A 13,154-nucleotide genomic window follows, 5' to 3' on the forward strand; every position below is an offset into this window, starting at 1 on the left:
CATCTACAAGCGGGGCATACGTCCAGTCGAGGAAACCATCGCCGAGGTCCAGGCCGCCGCCGCCGCGATCTCTCGCGAAATCCAGGGCGTCACCTGACTACTCATCGGCGAATTTCGCGCCATCACCGGATCGTTGCGATCTCGTCCAGGCCGCGGAACGAGGCGGCTTTGTGTTCAGCCTGGGACCGCACCAGATTTCGACGAGCATGCCGCTGTCGTGCTCCCGCAGGAGTGCGTTGCGGTGTCGACGGGCGGCGCGCCTGCCCTCAAGAACAGCAATCATAAAGAGCGCCGCACCATCGGTCGTGATCCCAAGGAACGTATAAAGCGTTTTCCACGGCGGTCGTCCGAGGTCCAAACGCCCAGGCGCGCGTCACTATAGTATAGAAGGGTTCGCCGAAATCGGTGCTCTGGCTGGGCGTGTACTAAATTCAGACTTGCCAGGAGCGCCGCCCTGCCGCCCTCTAGCCGTCAGAAGGACGCCTCGCCGAGAGTCTCGCCATTCTGCACCACCATCATCACGACTGGACCCTTGTCTGCCTTTCCCTGCTCGTGGCGGTGTTCGGCTCCTGGGTGGCGCTCGACCTGGCCAGTCGGGTCCAAACGCATCTGGGGCGAGCCAGGCTGACCTGGACCAGCACGGCGGCGATCGCCATGGGTTTGTCGATCTGGTCCATGCACTTCATCGCCATGCTGGGCTTCGACCCTGGCGCGCCGGTCGTCTACGCGCCGGGGCTGACCGCACTTTCACTCGTCCTCGCGATCGGCTCCACCTGGGGCGCCTTCGTCGCCGCAACCCGGCCCGGCTCAAGATCGGGTGATGTGACGCTGGCCGGAGCGGCGATGGGGCTGGGCATCTGCGCGATGCACTATGTCGGCATGGCCGCCCTGCGGACCGCCATGACCCTGGACTATCGCCCGGGCCTTGTCGCCTTGTCCCTGGCGATCGCCATTCTCGCGTCCACGACCGGCCTCTTTGTCGCGCGCCAGCCCAGGACGGCGATCTCTCGCCTGCTGGCCGCCAGCCTGCTGGGCGTGGCTGTCGCCGGCATGCACTACACCGCCATGGCCGCGCTCGAACTGACGCCGATCCCTGGCGCGGCCTTCATCGCGCCGATGGGCGTTCCGCCGTTCCTGCTCGGCGTCGGCGTAGCGGCCGGCACCCTGCTCATCCTGTTTCTGGCCATCATGGCCTCGCTCTACGACCAACGCGGCAACATCCTGCAGGCCTTGGACGCGGGCGGCGTCGGCTATTGGGAATATGACCTGCGCAGTCAGTCGTTGCAGGCCTCCAGCCAGGTCAAGGCGCTGTTCGATCTGCGTGGCGACGAGGACCTGACGCTGGAGCACTGGCTTGGAGCCCTGTCGCCGGAGGACCGAACCCGACGGGATCGCGCCGTCGAAAGCGCCCAGCGCACCGGCGACGACTACGATCACGAATACCGGCTGATCGCCCAGGACCGATGGGTCAATGTTCGTGGAAAGGTGATCTACGATCAGCGCGGCCGGGCGGTTCGGATGATCGGGGTGGTGCTGGACGTCACCGACCGACACGAGGCCTTCGCCGCCGTCACCGCCAGCGAGCAACGTCATCGCCTCCTGACCAACGAGCTCAATCACCGGGTCAAGAACACCCTCGCGACCATCCAGTCGATCGCCAGCCAAACCGCCCGGGGCGCCGCCTCGCTGAGCGATTTTCGGAAAGCGTTCGAAGATCGCCTGATGGCGCTGTCGGCCACCCATAACGTCTTGACGCAAGCCAGTTGGGAGGCGGCGGCGATCGGCGACCTGCTGGCGCAAGAGATGGCCCCCTACCCGGCCGAACAGGTTACGCTGGTCGGCCCTTCGCTCCGGCTGCCGGCGCGCCACGCCCTGGCGCTGGGAATGGTCCTTCATGAACTGGCCACCAACGCGGCCAAGTACGGCGCGCTCTCGACCCCCACGGGCCGCCTGGAGGTGCGATGGGCGACTTTCGACGTCGAGCGTCCGGCGCCAATGCTGGTCCTGGAATGGCGCGAGACCGGCGGGCCCGCCGTCCTGCCCCCGACCAAGGTCGGCTTCGGTTCGCGCCTGATCAAGGTCAGCGTCGAGAAGGACCTGGGGGGCGCGGTGGCGCTGGACTTCGGCCCGAGCGGGCTCGTGTGCCGCATCGAAGCGCCGCTTCAGCCGATTTCCGAAAACCCTGCCCGCCTGGACGCCTAAAGCATTTTCCGACGCATTGAACGCCCTTCACCGCGAAGCATTCGGCGGCTTTAATGCCTGCCGACCCGACGTGCAAATGTCGCCAGAAGATCATTGAAGTATTCGGCGCGTTCGAATTGCGGTGTATGACCGCAAGCATCGACCAGCACCAACTGCCCCATCACCGGCAGGGGCGATTGCTCGGACCGTTGAAACGGCAGCACGACATCCTGCTTGCCATGAACCAGCAGGACCGGGCAGGTCGCCGCCTCCAAGAGCTCCAGGCTCTTTCGCCAGACGGTTTCGTGGACGCCCGCCAAGGACATGGTCCGGCGCAACGTCGCCAATAGCGCCTTGGCCGCCCCCGGCTTGTGAACATTGCGCCAGACGACCGCGCGAAGATCCTCCGTCACCACGGTCGGATCATGGAACAACGCCGACAACTGGTGCTCCACCGACGTCTTGCTCGGCTTGGTCATCAGCTCACCGAGCAGCGGCAAGGACATTATTCGGAACGGCAGGAAGACCTCCGGGCCCAGCATGGCCGGCGCGACCAATACCAGGCCCGCGATGCGACCGGGTGCCAGGCCCGACAGGCGCAAGGCGATCGTCCCGCCCAGCGAGTTGCCGACGGCGATCACTCGTTCCAAGCCGAGCACCTCCAGCAGGGCCAGGGCGAAGGCCGCATAGCTGTCCGGATCATAGAGCTGGCGCCCCATGTCCGACAGGCCATGACCGGGATAGTCCCAGGCGACCAGTCGATGGCTTCCCGCCAGCGCCTCCAACTGCCTTGACCAAAGCTCCAGCGAGCCGCCAATGCCGGAGCAGAAGAAGAGCGGGACGCCCTCGCCTCCCGTATCGACATAGCGAATCTTGACGCCACCGACGACCGCCATCCGGTCAATCATGCGAGCCCCCAATCAAATCGGCCGACGCCGCGCGAACTCGCTGGACGACGTGAAGGGGACTTGAGCACGAGCGCCCAGGTGGGGCTTGTCCAGGCGCGAAGACGACTTTGACAGGCGCGAACTCGGGCGCCGTTTCCACCGCCGCCGACCAGCGCAACGCCTATGCGTACGGCTGTCTATCGCCCGTCATTTTTGTCCGGAGTCGAGCCGTCCGTTCCCTCGCGACGGAGCTTGGCGAGCAGCCGGCTGAACTCGGCGCGTTCGACCTCCGTCAAAGCCGCGAAGGCTTCTCGATCGTGCGCGAGCGTGGCCTCCTCGATCCTTTTTCGCAGGGTCTCGCCGGCGGCCGTCAAGTGCAGGGCGTTGGTGCGGCGGTCACGGCCCGGTCGGCGCTCGATCGCGCCAAGCGCCTCCAACTCGTCGACGGCCTTCATCGTGCTGGCCCGGTTGATGCCCAGGGCGCGCCCCAGGGTGACCTGATCACAGCCGGCGTTCAGGGCGATGTAGACGACCGCCGTAGCGCGCGCCGGGGTCACGTTCAGGGGCGTCAGGCGGGCCGTCAGTCCGGCCATGATTCGCACATCCGTCGAGTGCAGCTGCAAGCCCAGCCGTTGTCCCAGCACACCGAAGGCGGCGGTCTCTTCCATGGTCGACAAACCCCGATTGGCACGCCAAGCAAACTGTATCCTGATTGCATCTAAAGCGCTTCTCGCGGGACCTCCAGCAGCCTTTGCGCAGTACCGCCGCGTCAGTCGGCGCGAATGGTCCACGCGGCGCCCAGCGGCGAACCCGCGCTGGCCGCCGCCTCGAAGACCTTGGCGTTGCGGATCGCCGCCAGGGCGTGGTCACGCATGATCCGTTCGGCCTCGTCGGCGTCGCCCCGCGCGACGGCGTCCAGCACCGACTGATGCTGGCGGTGGGCGGCCAGCAGGTGCTCGTATTCAGCCGCGAGATCCGTCAGGTCCAGCGCCAGGGCGCCGGCCCCCGCGAAGGGCTCGAAGCTGTTGCGCGCCAGCGCGCCCTCGACCGCGCCGTTGCCCGCGGCGCTCACCAGCGTGTCGTGGAAGGCCTGATTGTAGGCGGCGTAGCGATCCACGTCCTCGGCGGCCAACCGTCCCGTCGTGAACAGCGTCTCGCCCTCCGCGATCAGGCCGGCCAGTCGTGCATGGGTCTCGGAACTCATGCCCCGCTCGGCCAGGCATCGCGCCGCGAAGCCTTCAAGGACCCCCCGCACCTCGATGGCGTCGCGGATCTGGTCGCTGGATACGCCCCGCGCCGCATAGCCCCGCGCGCCCAGCCGCACCACCAATCCTTCCTGCTCCAGGCTGCGCAGCGCCGTTCGCACGGGCATGCGCGAGACGCCCAGCGCCGCCGCCGTCGGGATCTCGGCGATCCGTTCGCCGCTCTTGATCTCGCCCGAGGCGATCATCTTGCGGAGGGCCATCATCACGCGCTGGCCCGGCTTCATGCTCGGCGTGTCCATGGCCTCGACTCTAGCCGACGCCCCGAGACGCCCACAAGCTTTCGATTGGATCCAATCTTGACGTCGCTGCAATTGCGATCAAGATTGGATCCAATAGGTCGCCAGACCAGGACGCGAGGAAACGACGATGGGTACCGAAACCGTGGCCAAGGCCGCGCCCTGGCCGCTTGACGCCTGGTACGTCGCCTGTACGCCCGACGAGATCGCCGACAGGCCGCTGGGCCGGCGCATCTGCGGCCAGGCCATGGTCTTCCACCGCGGCAAGGACGGCCGCCCGGTCGCCCTGGAGGATTTCTGCCCGCACCGGGGCGCGCCCCTGTCGCTGGGCTTCGTCCGCGACGGCGAGCTGGTCTGCGGCTATCACGGCCTGACCATGGGCTGCGAAGGCCGCGCCACGTCGATGCCGGGCCAGCGCGTCGCCGCCTTCCCCGCCATCCGCGCGTTCCCGGTGCTGGAGCGTCACGGCTTCGTCTGGGTCTGGCCCGGCGACCCCGCCCAGGCCGATTCCGCCAAGCTGCATCCGCTGTTCTGGGCCGACAGCCCCGACTGGGCCTATGGCGGCGGCCTCTATCACATCGCCTGCGACTATCGGCTGATGGTCGACAACCTGATGGACCTGACGCACGAGACCTATGTCCACGCCACCAGCATCGGCCAGAAGGAGATCGACGAGGCGCCGGTCACCACCCGCCTCGACGGCGACGAGGTGATCACCAGCCGGTTCATGGAGGGCATTCACGCCCCACCCTTCTGGCGCATGGCGCTGCGGGGCGCGGGCCTGCCCGAGGACGCCCTGGTCGATCGCTGGCAGATCTGCCGCTTCTCCCTGCCCAGCCATGTGATGATCGAAGTCGGCGTAGCCCTGGCTGGCCACGGCGGCTATGACGCGCCGGCCGACAAGAAGGTCTCCAGCGTCGTCGTCGACTTCATCACCCCCGAAACCGAGACCTCGCACCATTACTTCTGGGGCATGGCCCGCAGCTTCGCGGTCGCCGACGCGGCCCTGACCGACACCATCCGCGAGGGCCAGGGCAAGATCTTCTCCGAGGACCTGGAGATGCTGGAGCGGCAGCAGAAGAACCTGCTCGCCTATCCCGACCGCAAGCTGCTGAAGCTGAACATCGACGCCGGCGGCGTGCGCTCGCGCATGGCCATCGACAAGGCCATCGCCGCCGAGGCGGGCGCGCAGGCGGCGATCGCCGGATGATCAAGGTTCGGGTGGCGTCCCGCGCCCGGGCCGCCGAGGACATCGTGCGGCTCGAACTGGTCTGCGCCGAAGGCCGCGACTTGCCAGCGTTCGAGGCCGGCGCCCACGTCGATCTGTTCCTCGGCAACGGGCTGACGCGGCAATATTCGCTATGCAACGACCCAGCCGATCGTGGCCACTACCGGATCGCCGTGCTGCGCGAACCGGCCTCGCGCGGCGGCTCGACCTTCGTCCACGAGGCGCTGACCGAAGGCGCGACGCTCAAGATCAGCGCGCCGCGCAACCTGTTCGCGTTGGACGAGGCCGCCGAAGAGCACCTGCTGTTCGCCGGCGGGGTCGGCGTGACGCCGATCCTGGCCATGGCCCGTCGGCTGCACGCCGTGGAGCATTCGTTCGCCTTCCACTACTGCGCCCGCGACCGCTCGCGAGCAGCCTTTCTGGACGAGCTGGCCGCGGCGCCCTTCGCCGACGCGGTGCATCTGTCGTTCGACGCCGAGCCGGAAACCCGGCTGGATCTCGACAGCGCCCTGGCCGATCCCGCTCCCGGCCGCCGCCTCTATGTCTGCGGGCCCGGCGGGTTCATGGCCTACGTCATCGACGGAGCCCTGGCGCGCGGCTGGCCCCCCGACCAGATCCGCAAGGAGCACTTCGCCGCCGCGCCTCCGCCTGAGGGCGCGAACCGGCCCTTCGAGCTGGTCATCGCCAGCAGCGGACAGGTGGTGCCGGTGGCGGCCGACCAGACAGCCGCTCAAGCCCTGGAGACCGCGGGCGTCTTCGTGCCGGTCTCGTGCGAGCAAGGCGTCTGCGGCACGTGCCTGACCCGCGTGATCGAGGGTGAGCCCGACCATCGCGACCTCTTCCAGACTGATGACGAGAGGACCGCGAACGAACAGTTCACGCCTTGCTGCTCGCGGGCCCGCACGCCGCGCCTGGTGCTGGATCTCTGAGCTAAAAGAGGCCCGGCGCGGAGTCCGCGCCGGGCCAAGAGATGCGAAGGCCTGCCGAAAGGATCAGACCATCCGCACCACGGGCTTGATCACCCGCCCCGCCTCGCCGTCCGCGACGGCCTGGTTGATCGCCGACAGCGGATAGAACCGGATCAGCCGGTCGAACGGGAACCGGCCGGCCTGGTGCAGGGCGATCAGCTCGGGGATGAACACGTCGGGATCGGCGTCGCCCTCGACCACGCCGCGCACCACCTTGCCGCCGCTCATCACCGACACGGCGTCCAGCGGCAGCTCGTCGCCCATCCTGGATGCGCCGACCAGGCCGCAGACGCCGCGCGGTCCCAGGCAGTCCACCGCCTGGCGCATGACCTTCAGATTGGCCGTGGTGTCGATCGAGAAGTGCACGCCGGTCCCGGTGATCGCCTGGATCTTCTCGACCACGCCGCCCTCGGCCCCGTTCAGGACATGGTCGGCGCCGAGCTCCAGGGCCAGGTCCAGGCGCTCGGGATTGATGTCGACGGCGATGACCGGCCCCGCGCCGATCGCCTTGGCCGCCAGCACCGCCGACAGCCCCACCGCGCCGGCGCCGAACACCACCAGCGAACGACCGGCAGGAACCTTCAGAGCGTTCATCACCGCCCCGGCGCCGGTCATCACCCCGCAACCGAGCGGGCCCAGGATCTCCAGCGGCGCGGCCTTGTCGATCTTCACCGCGTTGCGCTCGTGGCACAGGGCGTAGGTGGCGAACGACGACTGGCCGAAGATGTTGGCGTGGATGGTCTCGCCGTCGCGCGACAGCCCCGACGATCCGTCCTCGCGCGCGCCCATGAAGTTGCGCGGGAAAAACTCGTGGCAATAGGTCGGCGCGTGGTCGGCGCACGACGCGCATCGGCCGCAGGAGTTGAAGGTCATGACCACGTGGTCCCCGGCCGCCACCTTGGTCACGCCCGGCCCGACCCGCTCAACCACGCCCGCCCCCTCGTGGCCCAGGACCACCGGCTGCGGCGTCGGCAGATGCTGGTCGCGCATCACCATGTCGCTGTGGCAGACGCCGGTGGCGACGACCCGGACCAGGACCTCGCCCGCGCGAGGTTCCTCGATCTGGAGCGACTCCAGGCTCAGCGGTCCGGCCGGGCTGCGCGTGACGGCGGCGGTGATCTGCATGCGGACGAACTCCTCCAAAGCCGCTGGTCTAGAACGGATAGGGCGTGGCCACGGCCTTGACCGTCTCCCACCGCCAGGTGGTGAACTCGTCCAGGTTGGCGGGGCCGCTGATGCGGGTTCCATTACCGGACGCCTTCAGGCCGCCGAACGGCGCGTGCGGCCCCGCCTCGACCGTCTGCTCGTTGATATGCAGGTGTCCCACCTCCAGCGCGCTCCCCAAGCCCATGCCGCGCCCCACCGAACCGGTGATGATCCCCGCCGCCAGGCCGTAGGGACCGTGGTTGGCGAGACGCGTGGCCTCGTCCAGCTCGTCGAAGACGGTGATCGCCGCCACGGGACCGAAGATCTCCTCCTCGAACGCCCGCATCCCCGGCTTCACCCCGTCCAGCACCGTCGGCGCGTAGAACAGGCCGTCATGCGTCCCGCCAGCGACCAGCCTGGCGCCGGCCGCCACCGTATCGGAGACGATGGCGTGGACCCGCTCCAGCTGGCTTCGGCTGATCAGCGGACCCAGCGCCACGTCGCCGCGCATCGGATCCCCGACCGGCAGGTGCGCGGCCTTGGCCGCCAGGCGCTCGACCACCGCGTCGTGGATCCCGCGCTGGACCAGCAGCCGGCCGGCGGTCATGCAAATCTGGCCCTGGTGCAGCCACGCGGCCCAGGCGGCGTTGGACGCGGCGACGTCCGGATCGGCGTCGTCGAGGATGATCAGGGGGTTTTTGCCGCCCAGTTCCAGCGCGACCTTCTTCAGGTGTCCGCCCGCCACCTCGCCGACCTTGCGGCCCGCGGCTGTAGAGCCGGTGAAGGCGATCATGGCGATGTTCGGATCCCGGCACAGGGCGTCGCCGGCCTCGGCGTCGCCGGGCAGGACGTGCAGCAGGCCCTCCGGCAGGCCGGCCGCCTCGAAGACCCGGGCGATCAGAAAGCCGCCGCTGATCGGCGTGCGCGGGTCGGGCTTGAGCACCACCGCATTGCCGGTCGCCAAGGCGGGCGCGACCGCGCGGATCGACAGGACCAGCGGGAAGTTGAACGGCGAGATCACGGCGACCACGCCCAGCGGCACGCGACGCGCGATGCTGGTCTTGCCCGAGGAGGCCGGCAAGACCAGCCCGGCGGCCTCGGTCGCCATCACGCCGGCTTGCCGCACGAAGCCCGCGGCATGTTCCAGCTCAACGGCGGCCTTTCCGCCGACCGAACCGCTCTCGCGCATGATCCACTGCGCGAGATCGGCGGCGTGCTCTTCCAACAGGTCGGCGGCCCGTAGCAGCACTTTCTGGCGTGCGTCGACGGTCATAGCCGCCCAGGCGGACTGAGCCGCCTTGGCCGACGCAGCGGCGCGGGCGACGTCAGAGCGATCGGCCCTGCCCACGCGGGTCAGCACCGTCTCGGTGGCCGGCTCCTGCACCTCGATCACGCCGCCTTGCGCTGTCCGCCAGCCGTCGGAGAACAGTCGCTCGTTCCATTGGTCGGCCGAAAGCAAGGGCGCGTCGACCAACACGCCGGGTCGATGACTCATGTCGTTCATGGCGTCTTGCGCTCCCAATCCATCGAGCCCCGAAGGGCGAAAAGGGGCGAACGGCGGACGCGTTCGCCCCGCCTTCATCAGAACGTCACGCCGAGGCGGACATAGGCTTCGCGCGGCCGGCTGTAGGTGCCGAAGATGGCGCCGGCGGCGATGTTCTCGTTGCCCGTGGTCAGGTAGCGCTTGTCGGTCAGATTCGTGCCGCCCACCGTGAAGGTCCAGGCGCCGCCAGGGTCGGCGTAGGCGAGGCTGGCGTTCACCACCTGCACGGCCGGACGCTTCAGCAGATAGGTGCGCTGGGCGTTGTTCCAGATGGCGGAAGTGTAGGTCCAGTCGCCGATGGCCGTGATCGACCCGCCGTTGGCCAGCTTGAATTCGTAGCGCGGGCTGACGTTGATCTTCCACTTGGGCGTCTTGGGAAGCGGGGCGCCGACGAAGGTGCCCGCCTGGAAGGGGTTCGGCCCGCTGACCGCCAGCACGCCGGCCAGAACGTCGGTGTAGCGGGCGTGCAGATAGCCCACCGAGGCGTTTACGGTGAGCCCGTCCATGGGCACGGCGACCGCTTCGACCTCCACGCCCTTGATCTTGGCGTCGCCGGCGTTGCGAATGGTCGGCGAAGTGCCCTGCTGGAAGTTCAGCTGGATGCCGTCGTACTGGGTCTGGAACACCGAGCCGTTCAGCTGCAGGCGGCGGTCCAGCAGCTTGGACTTGAAGCCGGCCTCCCAGGTGGTGGCGGTCTCCTCGCCGAACGGCTGGGCCAGCAGCTGGGGATTGGTCAGGCGGGTCGTCCAGCCGCCGGTCTTGTAACCCTTGGACCAACTGACATAGGCCATCAGGTCATCGCCCGGGTGTAGCTGCACCCCGACCTTGGGCGAGAAATTGCTGAACGTCTGCTCGTTGACGCCCGGCGCGTAGACCCGCACTGGATTGCTGGGGTCCGGATAGCTCAGACCCGTCTGGCATGAGACCGGCGCCAGGGGGAACGGCCCGTTCGGCGTGATATTGCCATTGGCGTCCGAGCAACCGAAGAGCTTGTAGTTGAAGCCGTTCAGATCCTGCTGCCCGCCCTCGAACAGCTTCTTTTCCTTGGTGTAGCGGCCGCCCAGCGTGACCCCGATCAGGTCGATCGGCCGCCAGTCGATCTGGCCGAACGCGGCGTAATTCTTGGTCTCCAGCTGGTTAGGACCGTCGACCTGCAGGATGCCCTCGTCGAACGTGACGTAGTCGTGCAGAGAGCCCTTTTCCTTGAAGTAGTAACCACCCAGCACGTAGTTCAGCTTCTTGTCGAAGGCCGAGCCCAGCAGTTGCAGTTCCTGGCTGAACTGCCACTGCTTCATGTCGAAGCTGAGCTGGCCGATGTTCAGCGGCGAGCCGTCGGCGTCGGTGCCACTCTTCCACAGCAACTTGCGGTAGGCGGTGATCGACTTCAGGGTCACATCGTCGGTCAGGCTGTGCTCGACCGTCAGGCCCGTGCCCCAGTTGACCAGGTTCGAGAAGCTGTTGCCGGTGGCGTAGCTCTTGTCGATGTCCTTGCTGACGAAGCGGCTGTCGTAGGGCAGCCGGTCGTTGTTCGGGTCGGCGTCGACATTGACGCTGGCCAGCGAAGCGACATGAAGGTTGGGGCTGTACTGCGTGCCGCGCACGCCGCAGAGGGCCTGGGCGTTGCGGGCGGCGATCTGGGTCGGGGTCGCGCCGATGCAGAAGTTGTAGAGACCGCCAAACAGGAAGCCCGTGGTCCCCGTCGGATCGAAGGCCGTGCCCGGCAGGTTGGTCGTGCCGGCGAAATTGCCCGGAACCGTAACGGTCGTGCCGATCAGGGTATTGGCCAGGCCGTCGCCATCCTCGTGGGTGTAGTCGGCCGCCAGCACGACCTTGGTGGACTCACCCTTCCACTTCAGCTTTCCACGCAGGTTCCAGCTGTTCTCGCCGCCTTCCCTTGACGCCGTGTTGAAGTCGGACGACGGAAACGCCGTATAGGAGGTCGTGTTGCGGGCGCGTGCGTCCGGATAGGGGATGCGTTCGACATAGCCCTCGCGGCTCTTGATCCCGAAGGTGATCGACGAGGACAGCCCCTCGGCCAGCGGCAGATCGGCGCTGCCGCGAGCCTGCATCAGGTTGAAGCTGCCGACGGTGACGTCGCCCTTGAACTTGAACTCGTCCCCCGGCTCGCGGGTCACGATCGAGATGGCGCCGCCGATGGTGTTGCGGCCAAACAGCGTGCCTTGCGGACCTTTCAGGATTTCGATGCGCTCGACGTCCAGCAGGTCCTGGTTGGCGCCGACGGTGCGGGCCAGATAGACGCCATCGACATAGATGCCGACTCCGGGGTCGATGTTGAAGGCGAAGTCGTCCGAGCCGATGCCGCGCACATAGGCCGACAGCACCGAGGGCGAACCCGAGAACGGCGTGCCGCCGTCCAGGGTGACGTTGGGCGCCAGATTGGAGAGCTGGGCGACGTTGCCCACGGCCCGCTCCTGCAGCGCGTTTTCCGTGAAGGCCGAGATGGCGATCGGCACATCCTGGACGTTCTCAGCCCGCTTCTGGGCGGTGACGACCACCTCCTCCACGACGGCCTGGCCATGCGCGGCGCCGGCCGCCGCCAGGGCTAGCAGGGACACCGCCCCGAACACCTGTTGTAACCAGAGCTTACGCCCCATGGCCCGAACCTCCCTTTTATGTCGTTGTCGACAGAGGAGCACGGGCGGCGCCGTCAAACTTGGCCAGGCGCGAAGGCGACTTTCACGGATGCGAAGCCCGATGTGGTTTTCGCGGACGTTCGCGTCGCAAGGGGTTCAACTGGCCCGGAACTCGCGCGGCCCGACGCCATAGAAGGCCTTGAAAGCGCGGCTGAAATGCGAAAGGTCGTTGAAGCCCAGGCCGAAAGACAGGTCCGTGATGTTGCAGGCCTGCCCATCCTCCCGCAGGGTTCGCGCCGCCCGCTCCAGCCGTCTACGCCGGATATAGGCCAACGGCGTGGTGGCCATGCCGGCAAACACCATCTGGACATAGCGCGGCGAGACGCCCAGCGCGCTCGCGACGCGCCCCACGCTGAGATCCGGGTCGCAGAGGTTCTCGTCGATGAAGCGCTTGATCCGCGCGCCCGCGCCCTGGCCGGCGTCGAGGTCGCGGACAGCCCTAGCCTCCCCCTCGTTTTCCCGGGCGACCGCGCTCAGCAGAGACAGGGCCGCCTCCTGCACCGCCTCGCCGACGGGCGCGGCGCCCTGGCCGGCGTTGGTCCACAGCGTGCGAATGAACGAGGTCAGCAGGGCGCCGGCCAGGCCGTCTCCGGCCAGCCGGCGGCCGCACAGGGCCTCGGGGTCGCCCATCCGGTCAGCCAGTCGCTCGGAAGGGATCCTGAGCACCAGCATGCGGTTGGGGTCGTCGAACCGGATCGTGTAGGGCCGCGCCGGGTCGCACAGCATCAGGTCGCCCTCGTCCAGCACCGCCTCGCGCCCGTCCTGCAGGTTCTGGCTCCGGCCGACGTCCTGGACGTGCAGCTTGAAATAGGGCCGCTGGGCTATAGCCGATCGGCCCCGCCGCACCACCGCGGCGCTGGAGGCGACGCAGGACAAATCCATGCCGCCCAGGTCGCGCACGTCCATGCGGCCCTCGAACCCTTCCCGGTCGGCGTCGACCACAAGGTTGTCGAAGGTCGATGCGACCACCGCATTCCAGGCCTCGAGCCCAATCCCGGTCCGGGTCGCGCCGCCCTGTTCGTCGAGACTCGACGCCATCTCATCCT

General features: G+C 67.9%; 10 protein-coding genes. 3 read left to right on the forward strand and 7 right to left on the reverse strand.

The genetic code is table 11. The features are described 5' to 3' along the window. Nucleotides 1-504 precede the first annotated feature (504 nt). Nucleotides 505-2,202: an MHYT domain-containing protein gene (locus EV278_RS20955; protein WP_347812834.1), complete on the forward strand. Its 1,698-nt coding sequence runs from the start codon at nt 505-507 to the stop codon at nt 2,200-2,202. 50 nt (nt 2,203-2,252) lie between these two features. Here EV278_RS20955 and EV278_RS20960 read toward each other — a convergent pair whose 3' ends face one another. The 3 genes from EV278_RS20960 to EV278_RS20970 form a co-directional block, all read right to left on the reverse strand. After that, on the reverse strand, nt 2,253-3,089 hold the full coding sequence (locus EV278_RS20960; protein ID WP_132095691.1) for an alpha/beta fold hydrolase: 837 nt from the start codon (nt 3,087-3,089) through the stop codon (nt 2,253-2,255). Between the two features lie 176 nt (nt 3,090-3,265). Then, nucleotides 3,266-3,745 carry a MarR family winged helix-turn-helix transcriptional regulator gene (locus EV278_RS20965; protein WP_132095693.1) on the reverse strand — a complete coding sequence of 160 codons (480 nt, stop codon included), beginning with the start codon at nt 3,743-3,745 and terminating at the stop codon, nt 3,266-3,268. A 92-nt stretch (nt 3,746-3,837) separates the two neighbouring features. Then, complete coding sequence (locus EV278_RS20970; RefSeq protein ID WP_132095695.1) at nt 3,838-4,572, reverse strand: GntR family transcriptional regulator; 735 nt, start codon at nt 4,570-4,572, stop codon at nt 3,838-3,840. Nucleotides 4,573-4,699: 127 nt separating this feature from the next. On the opposite strand from EV278_RS20970, the gene EV278_RS20975 reads away from it, so the two are divergent. Both EV278_RS20975 and EV278_RS20980 read left to right on the forward strand, forming a co-directional pair. Beyond that, nucleotides 4,700-5,779 (forward strand): aromatic ring-hydroxylating dioxygenase subunit alpha, encoded by a 1,080-nt coding sequence (locus tag EV278_RS20975; protein ID WP_132095697.1) that lies wholly within the window; start codon nt 4,700-4,702, stop codon nt 5,777-5,779. After that, nucleotides 5,776-6,726 (forward strand): PDR/VanB family oxidoreductase, encoded by a 951-nt coding sequence (locus tag EV278_RS20980; RefSeq protein ID WP_132095699.1) that lies wholly within the window; start codon nt 5,776-5,778, stop codon nt 6,724-6,726. The genes EV278_RS20975 and EV278_RS20980 overlap by 4 nt, the downstream gene beginning before the upstream one ends. 63 nt (nt 6,727-6,789) lie before the next feature. Here EV278_RS20980 and EV278_RS20985 read toward each other — a convergent pair whose 3' ends face one another. From EV278_RS20985 to EV278_RS21000, 4 genes are all read right to left on the reverse strand, one after another. Continuing rightward, nucleotides 6,790-7,890 carry an NAD(P)-dependent alcohol dehydrogenase gene (locus EV278_RS20985; RefSeq protein ID WP_132095701.1) on the reverse strand — a complete coding sequence of 367 codons (1,101 nt, stop codon included), beginning with the start codon at nt 7,888-7,890 and terminating at the stop codon, nt 6,790-6,792. Between the two features lie 28 nt (nt 7,891-7,918). After that, nucleotides 7,919-9,406 carry a benzaldehyde dehydrogenase gene (locus EV278_RS20990; protein ID WP_132095772.1) on the reverse strand — a complete coding sequence of 496 codons (1,488 nt, stop codon included), beginning with the start codon at nt 9,404-9,406 and terminating at the stop codon, nt 7,919-7,921. Nucleotides 9,407-9,492: 86 nt separating this feature from the next. Further along, nucleotides 9,493-12,069 (reverse strand): TonB-dependent receptor, encoded by a 2,577-nt coding sequence (locus EV278_RS20995; protein WP_132095703.1) that lies wholly within the window; start codon nt 12,067-12,069, stop codon nt 9,493-9,495. Between the two features lie 135 nt (nt 12,070-12,204). Further along, nucleotides 12,205-13,146 carry a helix-turn-helix domain-containing protein gene (locus EV278_RS21000; protein ID WP_132095705.1) on the reverse strand — a complete coding sequence of 314 codons (942 nt, stop codon included), beginning with the start codon at nt 13,144-13,146 and terminating at the stop codon, nt 12,205-12,207. Nucleotides 13,147-13,154: the final 8 nt, after the last annotated feature.

Origin of the sequence: Caulobacter sp. BK020 (assembly GCF_004342605.1) — a bacterium.
GTDB lineage: Bacteria > Pseudomonadota > Alphaproteobacteria > Caulobacterales > Caulobacteraceae > Caulobacter.